At 74.9% G+C, this 19,047-nt stretch carries 17 protein-coding genes; 10 read left to right on the plus strand and 7 right to left on the minus strand.

Annotated features, from left to right (window positions below; genetic code table 11):
* The first annotated feature begins 101 nt into the window (after window positions 1–101).
* From AC02VZ_RS24010 to AC02VZ_RS24020, 3 genes are all read left to right on the plus strand, one after another.
* The gene (locus AC02VZ_RS24010) at window positions 102–482 is read left to right on the plus strand and encodes a helix-turn-helix domain-containing protein (protein WP_164347000.1); all 381 of its coding nucleotides are present in this window, start codon (window positions 102–104) and stop codon (window positions 480–482) included.
* A gap of 209 nt (window positions 483–691) precedes the next feature.
* The gene (locus tag AC02VZ_RS24015) at window positions 692–1,162 is read left to right on the plus strand and encodes a Dps family protein (protein ID WP_432057784.1); all 471 of its coding nucleotides are present in this window, start codon (window positions 692–694) and stop codon (window positions 1,160–1,162) included.
* 100 nt (window positions 1,163–1,262) lie between these two features.
* A complete protein-coding gene (locus tag AC02VZ_RS24020) occupies window positions 1,263–1,514 on the plus strand; it encodes a hypothetical protein (protein WP_476476371.1) in 252 nt (83 codons plus the stop codon).
* A gap of 277 nt (window positions 1,515–1,791) precedes the next feature.
* On the opposite strand, the gene AC02VZ_RS24025 is transcribed toward AC02VZ_RS24020, so the two are convergent.
* Both AC02VZ_RS24025 and AC02VZ_RS24030 read right to left on the minus strand, forming a co-directional pair.
* Window positions 1,792–2,592: an Fpg/Nei family DNA glycosylase gene (locus AC02VZ_RS24025; RefSeq protein ID WP_432057772.1), complete on the minus strand. Its 801-nt coding sequence runs from the start codon at window positions 2,590–2,592 to the stop codon at window positions 1,792–1,794.
* Between the two features lie 52 nt (window positions 2,593–2,644).
* Window positions 2,645–7,555, minus strand: coding sequence for an ATP-dependent helicase (locus AC02VZ_RS24030; protein WP_476476372.1), 4,911 nt, complete (start codon window positions 7,553–7,555; stop codon window positions 2,645–2,647).
* Window positions 7,556–7,724: 169 nt separating this feature from the next.
* Here AC02VZ_RS24030 and AC02VZ_RS24035 point away from each other — a divergent pair, with 169 nt between their 5' ends.
* The 3 genes from AC02VZ_RS24035 to AC02VZ_RS24045 are packed head-to-tail and all read left to right on the plus strand — an operon-like array spanning window position 7,725 to window position 9,924.
* Window positions 7,725–8,861, plus strand: a complete 1,137-nt coding sequence (locus AC02VZ_RS24035) for an AraC family transcriptional regulator (protein WP_476476373.1) — start codon at window positions 7,725–7,727, stop codon at window positions 8,859–8,861.
* Entirely contained in the window at window positions 8,834–9,616 is a 783-nt protein-coding gene (locus AC02VZ_RS24040; protein WP_476476374.1) for an AzlC family ABC transporter permease, read from the plus strand. Before AC02VZ_RS24035 ends, AC02VZ_RS24040 begins: the two co-directional genes overlap by 28 nt.
* Window positions 9,613–9,924, plus strand: a complete 312-nt coding sequence (locus AC02VZ_RS24045) for an AzlD domain-containing protein (RefSeq protein ID WP_432057768.1) — start codon at window positions 9,613–9,615, stop codon at window positions 9,922–9,924. The genes AC02VZ_RS24040 and AC02VZ_RS24045 overlap by 4 nt, the downstream gene beginning before the upstream one ends.
* A gap of 265 nt (window positions 9,925–10,189) precedes the next feature.
* Here the strand turns inward: AC02VZ_RS24045 and AC02VZ_RS24050 are convergent, their stop codons facing one another.
* Window positions 10,190–11,149 carry a hypothetical protein gene (locus tag AC02VZ_RS24050; RefSeq protein WP_432057767.1) on the minus strand — a complete coding sequence of 320 codons (960 nt, stop codon included), beginning with the start codon at window positions 11,147–11,149 and terminating at the stop codon, window positions 10,190–10,192.
* Window positions 11,150–11,228: 79 nt separating this feature from the next.
* Here AC02VZ_RS24050 and AC02VZ_RS24055 point away from each other — a divergent pair, with 79 nt between their 5' ends.
* The 4 genes from AC02VZ_RS24055 (at window position 11,229) to recX (ending at window position 15,220) form a co-directional block, all read left to right on the plus strand.
* Window positions 11,229–11,423, plus strand: a complete 195-nt coding sequence (locus AC02VZ_RS24055) for a DUF3046 domain-containing protein (RefSeq protein WP_362096114.1) — start codon at window positions 11,229–11,231, stop codon at window positions 11,421–11,423.
* 59 nt (window positions 11,424–11,482) lie between these two features.
* The gene (locus AC02VZ_RS24060; RefSeq protein ID WP_476476375.1) at window positions 11,483–12,772 is read left to right on the plus strand and encodes an AI-2E family transporter; all 1,290 of its coding nucleotides are present in this window, start codon (window positions 11,483–11,485) and stop codon (window positions 12,770–12,772) included.
* A 456-nt stretch (window positions 12,773–13,228) separates the two neighbouring features.
* Window positions 13,229–14,350 (plus strand): recombinase RecA, encoded by a 1,122-nt coding sequence (gene recA / locus AC02VZ_RS24065; protein WP_432057764.1) that lies wholly within the window; start codon window positions 13,229–13,231, stop codon window positions 14,348–14,350.
* 3 nt (window positions 14,351–14,353) lie between these two features.
* On the plus strand, window positions 14,354–15,220 hold the full coding sequence (recX, locus tag AC02VZ_RS24070; protein WP_476476376.1) for a recombination regulator RecX: 867 nt from the start codon (window positions 14,354–14,356) through the stop codon (window positions 15,218–15,220).
* A 328-nt stretch (window positions 15,221–15,548) separates the two neighbouring features.
* Here the strand turns inward: recX and AC02VZ_RS24075 are convergent, their stop codons facing one another.
* The 4 genes from AC02VZ_RS24075 to AC02VZ_RS24090 all read right to left on the minus strand — a co-directional run bounded on the left by AC02VZ_RS24075 (window position 15,549) and on the right by AC02VZ_RS24090 (window position 18,876).
* Window positions 15,549–15,929, minus strand: coding sequence for a rhodanese-like domain-containing protein (locus tag AC02VZ_RS24075; protein ID WP_476476382.1), 381 nt, complete (start codon window positions 15,927–15,929; stop codon window positions 15,549–15,551).
* Between the two features lie 68 nt (window positions 15,930–15,997).
* Window positions 15,998–16,678 (minus strand): cupin domain-containing protein, encoded by a 681-nt coding sequence (locus tag AC02VZ_RS24080; protein WP_476476377.1) that lies wholly within the window; start codon window positions 16,676–16,678, stop codon window positions 15,998–16,000.
* Window positions 16,679–16,770: 92 nt separating this feature from the next.
* On the minus strand, window positions 16,771–16,914 hold the full coding sequence (locus AC02VZ_RS24085) for a putative leader peptide (RefSeq protein WP_432057761.1): 144 nt from the start codon (window positions 16,912–16,914) through the stop codon (window positions 16,771–16,773).
* Between the two features lie 315 nt (window positions 16,915–17,229).
* On the minus strand, window positions 17,230–18,876 hold the full coding sequence (locus AC02VZ_RS24090) for an FAD-dependent monooxygenase (RefSeq protein WP_476476378.1): 1,647 nt from the start codon (window positions 18,874–18,876) through the stop codon (window positions 17,230–17,232).
* Between the last annotated feature and the right edge of the window lie 171 nt (window positions 18,877–19,047).

Consider the following 19,047-nt stretch of genomic DNA (forward strand, 5'->3'; position numbering starts at 1 on the left):
GCCCAGAGTGAACACGACATCGCTCCCCGCACGGCCGCGGCGCGAGGCGGTACGGTGGGGCGAGAAGGATGCGGCTACACGGTCCGAGGAGGGAGCCACCGATGATTCTGCTCCGTCGCCTGCTGGGTGACGTGCTGCGTCGGCAGCGCCAGCGCCAGGGCCGTACTCTGCGCGAAGTCTCCTCGTCCGCCCGAGTCTCACTCGGCTATCTCTCCGAGGTGGAGCGGGGGCAGAAGGAGGCTTCCTCCGAGCTGCTCTCCGCCATCTGCGACGCGCTGGACGTACGGATGTCCGAGCTCATGCGGGAAGTGAGCGACGAGCTCGCCCTCGCGGAGCTGGCCCAGTCTGCTGCAGCGACCCCCAGCGAGCCCGTCACCACGCCGGTGCGTCCGATGCTCGGCTCCGTATCGGTGACCGGTGTGCCGCCGGAACGGGTGACCATCAAGGCGCCCGCCGAAGCGGTGGACGTCGTCGCCGCCTGACCGCGGTGGCGCACGCCCCTGGGGCGTGACGCTGAGAGATGCCCCGGTGGGGGCCTTTCCGGGACTTCCGGGAAGGTGCCGCCGGGGTTTTCGCGTGTCCGGGCCCGCCCCTCGGGGCGCCCGCGGCGGACCGGGTGTGCGTTTGCCGGTCCGCCGGGTGGCGGTCATCGTTGAGGGAGAAGACGGTGGGGGTGACCCCGGAGGTGCGGATGTACGTCGTGAAGAGCCCGTTGTCCGATGCGAACCTGAAGACCGTGTCCGAGGCGCTGCAGGGCGCGCTCGTCGACCTGGTGGACCTCTCGCTGGTGGCCAAGCAGATCCACTGGAACGTCGTCGGGCCGCGGTTCCGCTCGGTGCACCTCCAGCTCGACGAGGTGGTCACGGTCGCCCGGACCCATTCCGACACCGTCGCGGAGCGCGCCGCGGCGCTCGGCGTCTCGCCCGACGGGCGGGCCGCGACGGTCGCCGTCGGCAGCGGAATCGGAGTGACGCCGGAGGGCTGGGTCGACGACTCGGCCGCGGTGGGCGCGCTGGTGGACGCGCTGGGCGCGGTGATCGCCCGGATGCGGGAACGGGTGACGTCGACCGAGGAGGCGGACCCGGTGAGCCAGGACATCCTCATCGCGGTGACCGCGGACCTCGAGAAGCAGCGCTGGATGTTCCAGGCCGGGAACGGCTGAGCGGGATCCCCTCCGGCCCCGCCGTGGACCCGCGGCGGCGCCACGGACGCGCCGGCGGCCCCGAGGGCGGGCGCCGTGCTCCGGGCGGGAGGTGGCGGCCGTGACCGGGCACATAGTGCGCCGGGGGGCCGCCGCGGGGCTGGGCGTCCTGTGGTGCTGGGCGGTGGCCCGGCTGGTGTACGCGCCCGACGCGGGCGTCCTGGAGGGTGCCGTCGCCGCCGGCGGCTGGGGGCTGAGCGTGCTGCCGGTGCACTGCGTGCCGAAGGGGGACGCGGAGGGTGCCCTGCCGGCCGGACGGTGGCGACGGGCCTGGAACACCGGGAGGGGCGGGGGCCGTGCGGCGGGGCGGTGAGGTGTGGGGCGCTGACCTTCGGTGGATCTGCTCCGGGGGAGCGGGCGGCGGGTGACGGGAGATCGTACGGAGCGGCGGTCCGCGCACCCCGGCCCGACGCCTTTGTACCGGGCGGCGGGCCGCAGCTGCGGTGGTGACCGCGCTCGCCCGTCGACGGGGTGCGCGAGGCGGGGTCACCGTGGGGTCGTGCGCCGTGTCGCCGGGCCGCAGCGCCTCGCGTCGCCTGGCTGAGCCGCGTGCGGGCTCCTTCGGCGCCCCGCCCGGCGGTTCGGTTCCGTCAGCTGTTCGGGGTCGGGCCGGGTTGGCAGACGGGACACCAGTAGGTGGGGCGCTCGCGGGAGCCGTCGCCCTGCTCCGCGACCCGGATCGGTGTGCGGCAGCGGCGGCACGGACGGCGCCGGCGGCCGTACACGTACAGCTCCTCGCCCCGTCGGCCCGTGGTGGTGCGGACCGGGCGCTCGCGGTTGTACTCCAGCAGCTCACGGGCCAGGCCGACGAGCCGGGCGGCACGGTCGGCGGGGAGGCGCCCGACGGGCAGCCAGGGGGTGACGCCGAGCAGGAAGCACAGCTCGCTCTTGTACACGTTGCCGACGCCGGCGAGGTTGCGCTGGTCCAGCAGGGCCTCGCCCAGCGCACGGTCCGGGTCCTTGAGCAGATTGGCCAGCGCCGCGTCCGGGTCCCAGTCGGGGCCGAGGAGGTCCGGCCCGAGGTGACCCACGGCCCGCTCCTCCTCGGCGGTGCGCAGCAGCTCCAGCACCGGCAGGCGGTAGCCGACGGCCGCGCGGTCGGCGTTGGCCAGGATCGCCCGGATCTGGTGGGCCGGGCCCCCGTTCCAGCGCTGACCGGGCTCGAACACCCGCCAGGAGCCGTCCATCCGCAGGTGCGAGTGCAGGGTCAGACCGCCCTCGATCCGGGTCAGCAGGTGCTTGCCGCGCGCGGTGACGTCCAGGACCGTCCGGCCGGTGAGGTCGGCGGTGGCGAAGCGGGGCACGCGCAGGTCGCTGCGGACCAGCACCCGGCCGGCCAGGGAGTCGTCCAGTCGTTTCGCGGCCTGCCAGACCGTGTCTCCTTCGGGCATGCGTCCAGAGTGGCACGCCGGTCCCCACCCCTGCCGTCGCCCCTGCCGTCGCTCAGGGGCGCAGCCGCAGCCCGCGGGGCGTGGCGATGAAGCCGGCGCCCTCCAGCAGCGGGCCCAGCGGGGAGGTCAGGGACGGGGTGCCGTTGACGCGCTCGACCGTGACCGTGCCGAGGGAGCCCGCCCGGGCGGCCTCCGCCAGGGCCCGCGCGGCGGCCGGCAGGCGGGGGTCGTCGGCGGGCTCGCCGTCCGGGTCGGCGGGCCAGGCCAGCAGGGTCTTGCCGCCCCGTTCCATGTAGAGGGTCAGTTCCCCGTCGACCAGCACCACCAGCGAACCGGCCTTGCGGCCCGGCTTGTGTCCGGCGCCGTCCGGCGGCTCGGGCCAGCCCAGGGCCGCCCCGTACGCGTTCGCCGGATCCGCGGCGGCGAGGACCACGGCCCGGGACGCGGCGTCCGGACCGGTGCGACGGCCGGCGAACGGGTCGTAGGAGGAGCGCCCGCCGTTCTGCCAGGGCGGCGGGGCCGGCTCCCGGGGGCGGTCGCGCGGGGAGACGTAGTCGCCGGGAGCCGGGCGGTGGGCCCCGTCGGGGTCGGGCTCCCAGGGGCCGGGACCGGCCGGGAACGCGGACGGGTCGCCGGGGCCCGGGAACGCGTCGTGGACGTCGGCGGTCCCCGGGGCGGCGAACGGGTCCGGGCCGGGAGCCGCGGGGACGGAGTCGCCCCGGTCGCGGGCGTTGGCCGCTGCGCGGAGGCGGTCGACCGCGCCGTCCATCGCGAACTGGGCGGCACCGAGCCCCTCCACCACGTACCCGCGCCGCGCCTGCCCGGTCTCCTCGAAGGCGGCCAGGATGCGGTACACCGCCGAGAAGCCGCCCTCGACGCCCTCCGCGCCGACGACGCCCCGGGTCACCACGCCGTGCCGGTCCAGCAGGGTGCGGGCCAGCGCGTGGGCGCGCACCGTGGGGTCCGGTTCGCGGTCCGGCAGCAGGGACCAGCGGCCCCCCACGGTGGGCGGGCCGGTGCGCGCGCTGCCGCGGGCGGCGGCGGTGAGCGAGCCGTAGCGCCCGCGCGGGACCTGGCGCTTGGCGCGGTGGGCCGTGGAACCGGCGGTGCGGCCGGAGCTCAGCAGGGCGCGCAGGGGACCGAGCGTGTCGTTGGTCAGCCGCCCCGACCAGGCCAGGTCCCACAGGACGTCGGCCAGTTGCGGATCGGTGGCCTCGGGGTGCGTGGTGGCGCGGACCTGGTCGGCGATCTGGCGGAAGAACAGGCCGTAGCCGCCCGCCAGGGTGGTCAGCACCGACTCGTGGAGCGCGGTGAGCTCCAGCGGGTGCGGCGGCGGCAGCAGCAGGGGAGCCGCGTCCGCCAGGAGGAGCGAGACCCAGCCGTCCTTCCCGGGCAGTGAGCCGGCCCCGGCCCACACCACTTCGCCCGCGGCGGTCAGCTCGTCCAGCATCGCCGGGGTGTATCCCGCCACGCGGGACGGCAGCACCAGCTTCTCCAGCGCGGACGCGGGCACCGACGCCCCCTGCAACTGCTCCACCGCGCGCACCAGGCCGTCGACCCCGCGCAGGGCGTGCCCCGTGCCGATGTGCTGCCACTGGGGGAGGAACTGGGCCAGCGCCTGCGGCGGGACCGGTTCCAGTTCGTGCCGCAGGGCGGCCAGGGACCGGCGGCGGAGCCTGCGCAGCACGGCCGCGTCGCACCACTCCTGGCCGATGCCGGCGGGGTGGAACTCGCCCTGCACGATCCTGCCCGCCGCCGAGAGCCGCTGGAGCGCCCCCTCGGTGACGGCCACCCCCAGGCCGAAGCGGGCCGCCGCGGTGGCCGAGGTGAACGGGCCGTGGGTGCGCGCGTACCGGGCGAGCAGGTCGCCGAGGGGGTCCTTCACCGGTTCGGTGAACGCCTCCGGCACCCCGACCGGCAGCGCCGTGCCCAGGGCGTCCCGCAGCCGCCCGGCGTCCTCGATGGCCGCCCAGTGGTCCGCCCCGGCCACGCGCACCCGGATGGCGCGCCGCGCGGACGCCAGGTCCTGCGCCCACCGCGGCTCGGCGCCCCGTTCGGCGAGCTCGGCGTCGTTGAGCGGCCCGAGCATCCGCAGCAGGTCGGCGACGCCCTCGACGTCCTTCACCCGCCGGTCCTCGGTGCGCCACTGCAGCTCGCGCTCCAGCTCGGCGAGGACCTCGGCGTCGAGCAGTTCGCGCAGCTCCGCCTGCCCGAGCAGCTCGGCCAGCAGCCGGGAGTCCAGTGACAGGGCGGCGGCGCGGCGCTCGGCGAGCGGCGAGTCGCCCTCGTAGAGGAACTGGGCCACGTACCCGAACAGCAGGGAGCGGGCGAAGGGGGACGGCTCGGGCGTGGTCACCTCCACCAGCCGCACCCGGCGGGCCTCCAGGTCGCCCATCAGCTCCACGAGCCCGGGCACGTCGAAGACGTCCTGGAGGCACTCGCGGACCGCTTCCAGGACGATCGGGAACGAGCCGAACTCACCGGCCACCTGCAGCAGCTGGGAGGCGCGCTGCCGCTGCTGCCACAGGGGCGTGCGGCGGCCCGGGTTGCGGCGCGGCAGCAGCAGCGCCCGGGCCGCGCACTCCCGGAACCGGGACGCGAACAGCGCCGACCCGCCCACCTGGTCGGTGACGACCTGGTCGACCTCGCCCTTGTCGAAGACGACGTCCGCGGCGCCGACGGGCGCCTGGTCCGCGTCGTACGCGGTGCCCGCCCGCGCCGGTTCCTGGTCGAGGAGGTCCAGGCCCATCAGGTCGGCGTCCGGCAGCCGCAGCACGATGCCGTCGTCGGCGTGCATCACCTGGGCGTCCATGCCGTACCGCTCGGACAGGCGCGCGGCCAGCGCGAGCGCCCACGGGGCGTGCACCTGGGCGCCGAACGGGGAGTGCACGACGACCCGCCAGTCGCCCAGTTCGTCGCGGAAGCGTTCCACGACGATGGTGCGGTCGTCCGGGACGTGGCCGCACGCCTCGCGCTGCTCGGCGAGGTACGCCAGGACGTTGTCCGCGGCCCAGGCGTCCAGCCCCGCCGCGACCAGCCGGAGGCGGGCGTCCTCCGCGGACAGCGACCCCACCTCGCGCAGGAACGCGCCCACCGCGCGGCCCAGCTCCAGGGGGCGGCCCAGCTGGTCGCCCTTCCAGAAGGGGAGCCGCCCGGGGACCCCGGGGGCGGGGGAGACCAGGACGCGGTCACGGGTGATGTCCTCGATGCGCCAGGAGCTGGTGCCCAGGGTGAACACGTCGCCCACGCGGGACTCGTAGACCATCTCCTCGTCCAGCTCACCGACCCGGCCTCCGCCCTTCTTGGGGTCGGCGCCCGCCAGGAACACCCCGAACAGGCCCCGGTCGGGGATGGTGCCCCCGGAGGTGACGGCGAGGCGCTGTGCGCCCGGCCGGCCGGTGATCTCACCCGTCACCCGGTCCCACACCACCCGCGGGCGCAGCTCGGCGAACGCGTCGGACGGATAGCGGCCGGCCAGCATGTCCAGGACGCCCGTGAACGCCGACTCCGGCAGGGAGGCGAACGGCGCCGCCCTGCGGACCAGGGCGAGCAGGTCGTCGAACTGCCAGGTGTCCATGGCCGTCATGGCGACGAGCTGCTGGGCTAGGACGTCCAGCGGGTTGGCCGGCACCCGCAGCGACTCGATGGAACCCGAACGCATCCGCTCGGTGACCACGGCCGCCTGGACCAGGTCGCCCCGGTACTTCGGGAACACCACGCCCGTGGACACCGCGCCCACCTGGTGGCCCGCGCGCCCGACCCGCTGGAGCCCGGAGGCCACCGACGGCGGCGACTCCACCTGCACCACGAGGTCCACGGCGCCCATGTCGATGCCGAGTTCGAGGCTGGAGGTGGCGACCACGGCCGGCAGCCGGCCCGCCTTCAGATCCTCCTCGACCTGGGCGCGCTGCTCCTTGGACACCGAGCCGTGGTGGGCCCGCGCGATGACCGCCGGCGCGCCCTGGGCGGCCCCCGAGCCGCCCATCAGCTCCGCGGGGGAGTGCTGCTCGTCCAGCGGCTCCCCGGTGGCCCGCTCGTAGGCGATCTCGTTGAGCCGGTTGCACAGGCGCTCGGCCAGGCGGCGGGAGTTCGCGAAGACGATCGTCGACCGGTGGGACTGGACCAGATCGGTGATGCGCTCCTCGACGTGCGGCCAGATCGACGGCCGCTCGGCGCCCTCCGACCCCCCGTCGGCGACGGGGGAGCCGCCCAGCTCGCCCAGGTCCTCCACCGGGACCACCACGGACAGGTCGAACTCCTTGCCCGACTCCGGCTGGACGATCTCCACCCGGCGGCCCGGGGAGAGGAACCGGGCCACCTCGTCGACCGGGCGGACCGTCGCCGACAGGCCGATGCGGCGGGCCGGCTCGGGCAGCAGCTCGTCCAGCCGCTCCAGGGACAGCGTCAGGTGCGCGCCGCGCTTGGTGCCCGCGACCGCGTGGACCTCGTCCAGGATCACCGTCTCCACTCCCGACAGCGCGTCGCGCGCGGCCGACGTCAGCATGAGGAACAGGGACTCCGGCGTGGTGATCAGGATGTCCGGCGGGCGCGTGGACAGCGCGCGGCGCTCGGCGGGCGGGGTGTCACCCGAGCGGATGCCGACCTTCACCTCGGGCTCGGGCATGCCCAGACGCACCGCCTCCTGCCGGATACCGGTCAGCGGACTGCGCAGGTTGCGCTCGACGTCGACGGCCAGGGCCTTGAGCGGCGAGACGTAGAGCACCCGGCAGCGCTTCTTCGGGTCGGCGGGCGGCGGCGTGGACGCCAGCTGGTCCAGGGCCGCGAGGAACGCGGCCAGGGTCTTGCCGGAGCCGGTCGGGGCGACGACCAGGACGTCCGACCCCTCGTGGATGGCCCGCCACGCCCCGGCCTGCGCCGCGGTGGGCGCGGAGAACGCCCCCGAGAACCAGCCACGGGTCGCGGAGGAGAAGCCGTCCAGGGCGTGATGCGGAGAGCCGACCATGCGTCCATCCTGCACCCGGGCACCGACAATGGCTCTGAGCTGCCCGGACGGCACGCTGCGCGTCCGCGCCGCGGGTGCGGCGCAGACCCCGCAGGGAGCGCCTGCGGGGTCGTGACCGCGGCACGGGGGGCCCGCGCGGCCGTGGCCGGGATGGCGTGACAATGTCGGTATGGCCGAAACGGGCAGGGAGCGCGCACGGCACTGGCAGTACGACGAACTGCCCGGTGTCGACCTGCTGCGTGCCCGGTACATCCGCAAGACGTTCGTCCGGCACACGCACGAGCACTTCGTGATCGCCGCGATCGCCGACGGCGTGGAGGTCTTCCACCACGGCAACGGCGACCAGTACGCCGGCGCCGGATCCCTCGCCCTCGTCAACCCGGACACCCCGCACACCGGCCGTGCGGGCGTCCCCGAGGGGTGGCGGTACGGCGCCGTCTACCCCTCGCCCGAGGTGGTGGGCGCCATCGCCGCCGAGACCACCACCCTGCGCGGCACGCCCGGCTTCGTGAATCCGGTCCTGGACGACCCCGGCTCGGTGCGCCTGGTCCACCAGGTGCTGCGGGCCACCGACGAGGGAAACGCGCTCGCCGCCGACACCCTCCTGAAGGTCGTCGTGACCCGCCTGCTGCGGCGCAACGGCGGCGCCCTGCCCCGCCGGGAGGTGCGGACCGCGGGCACCCGGACCGCGGCCCGCGCGCGGGCCCTGCTGGAGGAGCGGATGGCCGCGCCCCCGACGCTGGAGCAGCTGGCCGCCGAACTGGGAACCAGCCCGTTCGCCCTGCTGCGGGCGTTCCGGGACGCCTACGGCATGCCGCCGCACACCTGGCTCACCGACGCCCGGGTGCGGCGCGCCCGGCGGCTGCTGGACGCGGGGACGGCACCCTCCCTGGCCGCCCTGGAGGTCGGCTTCACCGACCAGCCGCACCTGAACCGGCACTTCAGCCGCATGATCGGCGTCCCGCCGGGCGCGTACCAGCGGGAGCGCCTGGGCCCCGGGCAGGCCCGCCGGGCCGCGCGGCTGACCGGGCAGGCCCGCCAGGCCCCGCAGGCCGGACGAGCAGCCTCGCAGGCCCTGCAAGCCGGGCAGGCTGGACGGGCCGGGCAGGCCGGGCAGGCCGGGCAGACCGGGCAGGCTCCGGAAGCCGGACGGATCGAGCGAACCGGGCAGGCCGGACAAGCGGAGCGGCTGATCGGGCGGACCGGGCGCCCCGGGATGCGAAGCGGGCGCAAGAACGTACAAGACGCACCGCCCGGCCCCGTCCTACGGTCCGGCGCGTGGCAGCAGAACAGGCAGTGGCAGTGAACCCTCCGGACACCGGGGAGGAGAAACCCGACAGTGCCGTCGTCCGGGACGCCCTCGGTGTCGGCGTCGCGGTCGGACTCTCCGGCTTCGCCTTCGGCGTGACCTCGGCGGGCAGCGGGCTCACCCTGCTCCAGACCTGCGTACTGAGCCTGCTGGTGTTCACCGGGGCCTCGCAGTTCGCGCTGGTGGGGGCCATCGCGGCGGGCGGCAGCCCGTTCACGGCCGCCGCCGGGGCGTTCTTCCTGGGCGTGCGCAACGCCTTCTACGGGCTGCGCCTGTCCCAGCTGCTGGCCCTTCCGCGCGCGGTACGGCCCTTCGCCGCCCAGTGGGTCATCGACGAGACGACCGCGGTGTCCCTCGCCCAGCCCACCCGGCGCAGCGCCCGGCTCGGCTTCGTGGTGACCGGCCTGAGCCTGTACGTGCTGTGGAACCTCACCACGCTGCTCGGCGCCCTCGGCGCCGAGGCCATCGGCGACACCGCCGCCTGGGGCCTGGACGCGGCCGGCCCCGCCGTGTTCCTGGCGCTGCTCGCACCGATGCTGCGCACCACCACCGAGCGCCTGGTGGCCGGGCTCGCCGTCCTGCTGGGGCTCGGTCTGCTGCCCGTCCTGCCGGCCGGGGTGCCGGTCCTGGTGGCCGCCCTCGCCGCGCCGGCCGTGCTGTGGGCGCGGGGCCGGGCCCTGGGCGCCCGGGACCGGGTCCAGGACGCACCGCGCGTCGGTGCGCCGGACGAGGTGTCCGAGGAGGACCGTTGAACATCTGGATCGCCATCGGCGTGACCGTCCTCGGCTGCTACGCCGTCAAGCTGGCCGGTCTCATGGTCCCGGCCGGCGTCCTCGAACGGCCCCTCGTGCGGCGTCTCGCGGCACTGGTTCCGGTCGCCCTGCTCGCCGCCCTCACCGCCCAGCAGACGTTCGGCGACGGGCAGGCCCTGGTCCTGGACGCGCGGGCGGCGGGGCTCGGCGCTGCCGCCGTGGCCCTGGTCCTGCGGGCGCCCTTCCTGGTCGTGGTGGCGGCGGCCGTCGTGGTGACGGCGGGCGTGCGGGCGGTGGCGGGCGGCTGAGCCGCCGGGGCGCCGGGCCGTCGAGTCCGTCCAGTCGTCGAGTCGTCGAGCCGCCGAGCCGCTGAGTCGCCGGGAGGCGTGAAACGGGGCCGTGGAACGGGGCTGTGAACCGGTCGGCCGGATCGGTCGAGCCGCCGAGGAGGAGGGGCGGTGGGGCGGCCGGGACGGCCGGTGGGGCCGTTGCGGTCGGGCCCGGAGCGCGCGCCCCCCCGGCACGCCCCGGAGCGCACTCCCGGGCGCACTGACGGAACCCGCCCGGGTCCCGTCAGCCGACGGAACGCCCGTACGCCCGCAGGGTGCGCAACGCGTCGATCGTCACCAGGGGACCGGACTCCAGGGCCGGCGCCGGCGCCCAGGGGCGCCACCGGACCGGCCAGCCGCCGTCCTCCTGCTGCTCGGCCGCCAGGAAGTCGAGCGACCGCTCCATCTCCGCGTCCGTGAACCATGCCCGGGCGAGCGAGCGCGGGGTCGGCGCGTAGTCGTGCGGGAAGTGGTGCTCCCCGGGGGCGTAGCCGGGAGCGACCGGGTGGCTGTCGCGGTCGTCCGGGTCGAGCACCACGAGCCGCTGCCCGCGCACCAGCCGGCCGAGCCGGTCGGCTGCGGCCCGCGCGCGGGGGCGGTCCGGGACGGAGTCCAGGAAGGACACGGCGGCCCGCACCTCGTAGGGGTGGGACTCCGTCAGGTTCTCGACGGCGTGCCAGCAGAAGTCGGTGGCGCGGAACAGCCAGGCGTGCCACACCTCGTTGCGGTGCAGCAGGCCCACCACCGGCCCGGTGGCGAGCAGCTCGCTGGGCGGGTCGTCCACCACCGGCACGAAGGGCGCCGCCGGGTAGCCGCGCTGGACGGGGTGGACGGCCGGGAGGGCGCCGTCCGCGGTGGAGACCGACGTCAGGTAGCGGCACACCTGCTCCGCGCGCCGGCCGCCGCAGCGGTCCACGGCGTCCAGCACGCGCAGGGCGTGGGCGGTGTGCAGCGGCTGGCTGACCGGACCGCGCAGATCGGGCTCCAGGGCGTGCCCGTAACCGCCGTCGGGATTGCGGTAGGCGTCCAGGGCGGTCTCCACCGGCTCGGCGTCGCCGCCCCGGAAGTCGTGGGCGAACAGGCGCTGTTCGAGCACGCGGGCGGTCAGCCAGACGAACCGCTCGGCCCGCGCGAGCGGGGTGCGTGTCCGGGACGTGGGGGGTGCCGGGGACGGTGGGGCTGCGGAAGCTCTCGTGTCGGCCATGGGTCCGACCGTAGAGCGCGGAGCGGCTCCGGACGGTGGCCCCGGCCGTGGGGCACCCCGCAGGCGGGATACTGGAGGCATGCGGTTGACGGTCTTCTGGCAGCGGATGGCGGAGCACTTCGGTGCGGGCTACGCCGACACCTTCGCGCGCGACCACGTCATGGCCGAGCTGGGCGGGCGCACGGTGCACGAGGCACTGGCGGCCGGCTGGGACGCCAAGGACGTCTGGCACGTCGTCTGCTCCGTGATGGACGTCCCCCGGGAAAAGCGCTGATCGTCACAGTGACCGCAGGACGGCAGACGGCTGTCGGTGCGGTGGGCGAAACTTGATCCGTGGCACCCACTGACGAGGCCGGGCAGGCAGCCCCGCACCCGCCGACGCTCGGCGCACCCACCCCTGCCGACCCTCCGGGCGGGCCCCCTCCGGCCGACCCCGTGGCCGGGCGGCCGGGTTCGGGCATGCCGCGCTGGCTGCCGCGCGCCATGGTGCTCGCGCTCGCCCTGATCGCTGTGTTCCAGCTGGGCAGCTGGGCGTTCCACGAGCTGACCGGCCTGCTGATCAACATCCTCATCGCGTTCTTCCTGGCGCTCGCCGTCGAACCGGCGGTGAGCTGGATGGCGGCGCGCGGGGTGCGCCGGGGCCTGGGGACCTTCCTGGTGTTCCTCGGCGTGCTGGTCGCGGCGGCCGGATTCGTCACCCTGCTCGGGTCGATGCTCGCCGGACAGATCATCAAGATCGTCGAGGACTTCCCGGAGTATCTCGACTCCGTGATCAACTGGATCAACGGCCACTTCCACACCGAGTTGCGGCGCGTGGACATCCAGGAGGGGCTGCTGCGGTCCGACTGGCTGCGCAACTACGTGCAGAACAGCGCCACGGGTGTCCTCGACGTCTCCGCGCAGGTGCTCGGCGGACTGTTCCAGCTGCTGACCATCGCCCTGTTCTCGTTCTACTTCGCCGCCGACGGGCCCCGCCTGCGCCGCACCATCTGCTCCGTCCTGCCGCCCGCCCGGCAGGCCGAGGTGCTGCGCGCCTGGGAGATCGCCGTCAACAAGACCGGCGGGTACCTGTACTCGCGCGGTCTCATGGCCCTGATCTCGGGGGGCGCGCACTACATACTGCTGGAGTTCCTCGAGGTGCCCTACGCGCCGGTGCTGGCGGTGTGGGTGGGCCTGGTGTCACAGTTCATCCCGACCATCGGCACCTACCTCGCGGGCGCCCTGCCCATGCTGATCGCCTTCACGGTCAACCCCTGGTACGCGCTCTGGGTGCTGATCTTCGTGGTGATCTACCAGCAGTTCGAGAACTACGTGCTGCAGCCCAAGCTGACCTCGAAGACCGTCGACATCCACCCGGCGGTCGCCTTCGGCTCCGTCATCGTCGGGACCTCCCTGCTGGGCGCCGTCGGGGCCCTGATCGCCATCCCCGCCATCGCCACGCTCCAGGCGTTCCTGGGCGCGTACGTGAAGCGGTACGACGTCACCGACGACCCGCGCGTGCACGGCCACCGGGGGACGGGCGCCGGGCGCGGGGTCGTGCAGGGTGTCGGACGGCTGTGGAGACGCCGCCCGGGGGCCGCACTCCCCGGCGACGACCGCGACGGGTCGTCGCCGGACGCCTGAACGCTGGGCCGCGGGGCCGGGAGCGCCGGGGAGCCGGGGCGTTTGGGTTTCCGGCCGGGGCAGCCCGTGCCGGCGGGAGGCCGGGGGACCGCGCGGTGTCCGGTGCCGAGCGGCGCGGTCGGTCCACGGCTCCTCCGTCGAGCGGCGGCGGTGCCCCGGACCTCACCCGCGACCTCGCCGTCCTCTCCCTGCTTCGGACCTCAGGCGCACCCTGTACCCACCCGCGGACCCGCGATCGCGATCCCGCGACACGCTCCGGGTGAGCTTGACACTGAAATCGAACATCTATTCTCATGGGGGTGCCGGTGAGGCTCGACGGTGGGTGTTCTGTTCCGGTTCATAGGGATATGCACCCCGGTTGTCCACAGGCGGGACGTGCGTCGGGGCGCATTGTCAGTGGCAGGCGCTAGCGTCTTTGACGTGAAGCGATCGACTCAAGCAAATCGGGTGGAACCCATGGCAGGAACCGACCGCGAGAAGGCGCTGGACGCCGCTCTCGCACAGATCGAACGGCAATTCGGCAAGGGCGCGGTCATGCGCATGGGCGACCGGACGAAGGAGCCCATCGAGGTCATCCCGACCGGGTCGACCGCGCTCGACGTCGCCCTCGGCGTCGGTGGCCTGCCGCGCGGCCGCGTGGTGGAGATCTACGGCCCGGAGTCCTCCGGCAAGACGACCCTGACCCTGCACGCGGTGGCCAACGCACAGAAGGCCGGCGGCCAGGTCGCCTTCGTGGACGCCGAGCACGCCCTCGACCCCGAGTACGCCAAGAAGCTCGGCGTCGACATCGACAACCTGATCCTGTCCCAGCCGGACAACGGCGAGCAGGCGCTGGAGATCGTGGACATGCTGGTCCGCTCGGGCGCCCTCGACCTCATCGTCATCGACTCCGTCGCCGCGCTCGTCCCGCGGGCGGAGATCGAGGGCGAGATGGGCGACAGCCACGTGGGTCTCCAGGCCCGCCTGATGAGCCAGGCGCTGCGCAAGATCACCAGCGCGCTCAACCAGTCCAAGACCACCGCGATCTTCATCAACCAGCTCCGCGAGAAGATCGGCGTGATGTTCGGGTCCCCCGAGACCACGACCGGTGGCCGCGCCCTGAAGTTCTACGCCTCCGTGCGGATCGACATCCGCCGGATCGAGACGCTCAAGGACGGCACCGAGGCGGTCGGCAACCGGACCCGCTGCAAGGTCGTCAAGAACAAGGTGGCGCCGCCCTTCAAGCAGGCCGAGTTCGACATCCTCTACGGGCAGGGCATCAGCCGCGAGGGCGGTCTGATCGACATGGGCGTGGAGCACGGCTTCGTCCGCAAGGCCGGTGCCTGGTACACCTACGAGGGCGACCAGCTGGGCCAGGGCAAGGAGAACGCCCGTAACTTCCTCAAGGACAACCCCGACCTCGCCAACGAGATCGAGCGGAAGATCAAGGAGAAGCTGGGCGTCGGCGTGCGGCCCGAGGAGCCTGCCGCCGAGGCCGGCCCGGACACCGCCGACGCCGCGGCTCCGGCCGCACCCGCCGCCGTGCCCGCTCCCACGGCCAAGGCGGCCAAGTCCAAGGCCGCCGCGGCCAAGAGCTGACCCGTGACCCGGCGGACCGACTGGGCCGAGTACGACATCGCCGCCTCCGACACCCCTGCGGGGGGAGGACGAGGCGGCGACGGCCCGGTCCCGGACGAGGGACTGCCGCACGGCCGGTCCTTCGGTGCCCCTGCGCGGGGAACCGGGCCGGAGGCGGAGCAGGCCGACGGGGACCGGCCGGACGGGCCGTCCGCGCACGGCGACGCCGAAGGGGGCGGGCGGCGCCGAGCGCGCGGCCGACGGGGGGACGGCCCGCGTGACGGCGGGCCGGGCGGCGGTCGCGGTCGCAGACGCCGGACCTTCGGTGACGCGGCCGCGGAGGACGGGGGCTTCTCCTCCTCGTCGAGGGCCGAGCGGGAGGAGCCCCCGGGGGACCCGGTCGAGCGGGCCAGGGCCATCTGCCTGCGCCTGCTCACCGGGACCCCGCGTACCCGCAAGCAGCTCGCCGACGCCCTGCGCAAGCGGGAGATCCCGGACGAGGCCGCCGAGGAGGTGCTGTCCCGGTTCGAGGAGGTCGGACTGATCAACGACAGTGCCTTCGCCGACGCCTGGGTGGAGTCCCGGCACCACGGACGCGGCCTGGCCCGCCGCGCACTGGCCCGGGAACTGCGCACCAAGGGCGTCGATCCGACGCTGATCGACGCCGCCGTCTCCCAGCTCGACTCCGAGCAGGAGGAGACCACCGCCCGCGAGCTGGTCGCCCGCAAGCTGCGCGCCACCCGTGGGCTGGACCGCGACAAGCGGATACGCCGCCTCGCCGGCATGCTCGCCCGCAAGGGCTACTCCGAGGGCCTCGCCCTGCGGGTGGTCCGGCAGGCGCTGGAGGAGGAGGGCGAGGACACGGACTTCCTCGGGGACGCCACCGACTGAAACCGCTGCGGACGGTGCCGCACGCCGGTCCGGGGCGCGGCGGTGTCGCACTCACGCCGGTCCGGGGCGACGACTTGCGATGACTGGCGACGCCTGGCCCGGCCCAGCTCCGGGGTGACGACCCGGCCGGGTCCAGATCCGGGGTGACGACCGGCCCGACAGGGCTCCCGTCCACCTGCCGCTGCGAAGTGCCCGGTCCCGGGCGGGCCCGGTGGAAGCATGGAGCGGGGCGGAGAGAGCGGGCGACCGGGCCGCCGCAGCCGACGGTGGGGCAGCGCCCGGGACGCCAGGGGCGCGTTCCCCGCCGACGCCCGTGCTGCTGGGCGCGCTAACCCTCCGGAGGCACCACCGGCAGGCCCGCCGCCCGCCATGCCTGGAAACCGCCGATCAGATCGGTGGCCCGGTGCAGTCCCAGCCGGTGCAGTGACTCCGCCGCGAGGCTGGAGGCGTAGCCCTCGTTGCAGACCACGATCACGTGCAGGTCGTGCCCCGTCGCCTCGGGCAGGCGATGACTGCCCCAAGGGTCCAGCCGCCACTCCAGCTCGTTGCGCTCCACGACCACGGCGCCGGGAATCAGCCCGTCGTGCTCCCGCAGGGCGGCGTACCGGATGTCCACCACCAGGGCCTCGCCGGTGCGGACGGACTCGGCGGCCGCGTGCGGCCCGACGCGGACGTAACCCGCCCGCACCCGCTCCAGCAGGTCATCGATTCCGGCGGGCGTGCCCCGGCCTTCGGGAGACCCGGCCGGAGGCTCGCCGGCGCCGGCGTCGTTGTGGCTCACTGCCAGTCCTCCGGGCGCTCGACCTGCTCCAGGCGCAGCACCGGGCCGCTGCGACTGTAGCGCCGGATGCGGGGGAGCGGCGGGTAGTAGGCGTGCACGGACACCGCGTGCCGGTCCGGGGACGCGTTGAGCACCTCGTGCACGTGGTGCTGCCCGAAGGCACGGCCTCGCCCGGTCGGCAGCAGGCGCTTCCGGTCCACCCCGTCGGTCAGTTCGAGCGTCCGCCAGCCGTCGGTGGGCAGGCGGACGGCGAGCGAGTCCTCCCTCAGTTCGCCCGAGGCGGTCACGAAGGCACCGTTCGAGTCGGCGTGGTCGTGCCACCCGGTGCCGCTGCCCGGTGGCCAGCCGATCAGCCACGCCTCGCTGCCCTGGGGGCCGTCGAGCCGCACCCAGGTGCGGTCGTGGGGGTCGAGGGGGAGGGCGGCGATCAGCTCACGGTCGGCGGCGACGCGTCGTACGTAGGCCAGGAGGTCCGCCTGCGAGGGCGCCGCGGGCGTCAGGCGCTCCGAGGGCGCCGAGGGAGCGGGTCGTGCCGACGGGGCGGGGGACGCGCCGAGGGAGGAGGGGGCGGCGGAGGAAGAAGGACTGCCGGAGGGTGAAGGACCGGCGAAGGACGAGGGCCCGGCCGGGGTCGGGGACAGGGCCGGGGATGAAGAGGCGGCTGAGGAGGAGGACATGTGCACCGTCCTGAGGGAGGTTCGCGGAGCGCGCGGGACGTCGACGCACGGGGGCGGCGGTCGGCGCGCGGAAGGAAGGAAGAGAACGCGAATCAACAGGACGTGCGACACACGCAGCCCGCGTAGCGGACGAGGTCCATGTGGACCCTCCGCCAGAGGTGCACGCAGGTGTCGGTCACGGCGGGAGTACACCACGCGGCGGACCACGCCTTCAACTCACGACCACCAGGTGACATCCGGGCAGGGGGAGGGGTAGAGGCAGGGGCAGGAGCGGTGACGGCATGTCGGCACCATGCGTGTGGTGGTCGTGCCCCGCCCGGCGCGCCCTGTCACGGGCGCCGGGGCTTCGGGGCGCCGGGAGGCCGGGGCCTGGTGGCCCGCCGCAGAGCGCGCACGGAAGTCCCTGTCCCGAGTCTACCCGTGACGGCAGGTCACCGAGGCGGGGAGAGCCGGGAGGAGCGCGCGCCGCCCCGACTGCGCCGCCGTCCGGGGCGCGCGTCGCAGCGAGTGCGCTGCCGTGGGGTGGGCGCGCCGCGTCAAGCGCCCAGCCGTCAGGGCGAGACGGTCTCCGCCCTCGCTTCCGCCTCGCTCTCCGTGCCGGCTTCCGGGCCGGAGCCCGTGTCCGCGCTCGACGGACCGCCGAGCACCGTCTCGGCCGCCGCGTGGAGATCCGTCGGCCGGACTCCGTTCAACGCCGTGACCAGGTGCCCGTCCGGACGGACCAGCAGCACCGTGTGTGCCGCCGCCCCCGGGTACTCCTCGGCGACCAGCAGTTCCGCCGGATGCGGCAACGCGGCCACGGCCGCCGCGAGCCGGGGCATGATGCCGGCGGAGACCCAGTGTCGCCGCGCCCAGACACCCGTACCGGGGGCGATCAGCACCACGAGCAGGGCGCCCCGTCCGAGCCGGTTCCGCAGGGGGACGAAGGTGCCGTCCTCCGCCGTCACGACGACGTCCGTGACCGGCGCACCGGGTTCCGTGCCGACCGGCACGGAGCCTTCCAGGCCGTGGGGCGTCAGCGGCGAGGCGTCGTACGTCCCCGGGGCGCCGACCGGGCCCTGCCCCAGGTGACCGTCCATCAGCAGCGCGTCGTGCCCGCGGCCGGGCACGGGCAGTCGGGAACGCAGCCCGCCGCCGCCGCGCAGCAACGGCAGCGTCTGGTCGGCCGCCCGCAACCGGGCGGCGACGAGGGCCCGCCGCTCGGTCTGGTAGCTGTTCAGCAGTGCCTCGTGCGGACCGTGGTGCCAGGCCAGTGCCAGCTTCCAGGCGAGGTTGTCGGCGTCGCGCAGCCCCTCGTCCAGGCCGTGCGTGCCCAGCGCGCCGAGGAGGTGGGCGGCGTCCCCGGCCAGGAACACGCGGTCCGCGCGCCAGCGCCGGGCGAGCCGGTGGTGGACGGTGTGGACCCCGGTGTCCAGCAGGTCGTACGGCGGGGTCGGGCCGCCGGTCCAGCCCGCCAGGGTCTCCCGGACGAGCGCCAGGAGCACTTCCGGTGTGACCAGGTCCTTCCCGGGGGGCAGCAGCCAGTCCAGCCGCCAGGCCCCGTCGGGCAGCGGTCGCGCGGTGATCTCCCCGGCCGAGGGCCCGCTGGTGCGCCACGGGGGGAGGCGGTGCAGCAGGGCCACGTCGTCCCAGGGCAGGTCGGCGCGCAGGGCCGCCACGGCGTGCCGCTCCACCGCCGTACGGCCCGGGAAGCGGATGTCCTGCAGTTTGCGCACGGTCGAGCGGGGGCCGTCGCAGCCGACGAGATAGCTGCCGCGCCACCAGGTGCCCGCCGGTCCGCGGGTGTGGGCGGTGATGCCTGAAGGTTCCTGCTCCAGCGAGTCCAGGCGGCTGCCCACCGCGATCTCGGCGAGCGGTTCGCCGGCCAGGGCCGCGCGCAGGGCATGCGTGAGTTCGTGCTGGGCGATGTGCAGGGGGGCGGGCTCACCGGTGTCGTCGAAGAGGATCTCGCGCATCACCTGCTTGCGCCGCATCGACCGCCATCCGGCCCAACGCGTGCCGTACTCGTCGAGGGCGACGCCGGTCAGTCTCTCCAGGAGCGCCGCGGTGTCCTCGCGCAGCACGACGGTGCGCGCGGCGCGTGGTTCCTCCTTGCCCGGCCCCTCGTCGAGGACCACGCAGGGCACTTCCTGACGCGCCAGCGCCAGGGCGAGCGTGAGCCCGACGGGCCCCGCCCCGACGATGATCACCGGGTCCACGGCGCCGCGTCCCCTGCTCGAAGTGACGTCCCGGGGGACGGGGGTGAACAGAAGAATGGAGCAGGGTGCACGATCACACAACGTATGCAACCCATTGCCGGTGCTTGCGTCAAGTGACCGCAGCGAGTGGCGATCATGAAGGTCGCCGGAGTGCGTCACCCCCATGGCCTG

This window comes from Streptomyces sp. 3-6 (assembly GCF_056323165.1).

Bases quoted from the DNA above. Each gene is read 5' to 3' on its own strand.
- AC02VZ_RS24010 (WP_164347000.1), top strand. From the start codon at position 102: ATGATTCTGCTCCGTCGCCTGCTGGGTGACGTGCTGCGTCGGCAGCGC.
- AC02VZ_RS24015 (WP_432057784.1), top strand. From the start codon at position 692: ATGTACGTCGTGAAGAGCCCGTTGTCCGATGCGAACCTGAAGACCGTG.
- AC02VZ_RS24025 (WP_432057772.1), bottom strand. From the start codon at position 2,592: ATGCCCGAAGGAGACACGGTCTGGCAGGCCGCGAAACGACTGGACGAC.
- AC02VZ_RS24030 (WP_476476372.1), bottom strand. From the start codon at position 7,555: ATGGTCGGCTCTCCGCATCACGCCCTGGACGGCTTCTCCTCCGCGACC.
- AC02VZ_RS24035 (WP_476476373.1), top strand. From the start codon at position 7,725: ATGGCCGAAACGGGCAGGGAGCGCGCACGGCACTGGCAGTACGACGAA.
- AC02VZ_RS24050 (WP_432057767.1), bottom strand. From the start codon at position 11,149: ATGGCCGACACGAGAGCTTCCGCAGCCCCACCGTCCCCGGCACCCCCC.
- AC02VZ_RS24055 (WP_362096114.1), top strand. From the start codon at position 11,229: ATGCGGTTGACGGTCTTCTGGCAGCGGATGGCGGAGCACTTCGGTGCG.
- recA (WP_432057764.1), top strand. From the start codon at position 13,229: ATGGCAGGAACCGACCGCGAGAAGGCGCTGGACGCCGCTCTCGCACAG.
- AC02VZ_RS24080 (WP_476476377.1), bottom strand. From the start codon at position 16,678: ATGTCCTCCTCCTCAGCCGCCTCTTCATCCCCGGCCCTGTCCCCGACC.
- AC02VZ_RS24085 (WP_432057761.1), bottom strand. From the start codon at position 16,914: ATGTCACCTGGTGGTCGTGAGTTGAAGGCGTGGTCCGCCGCGTGGTGT.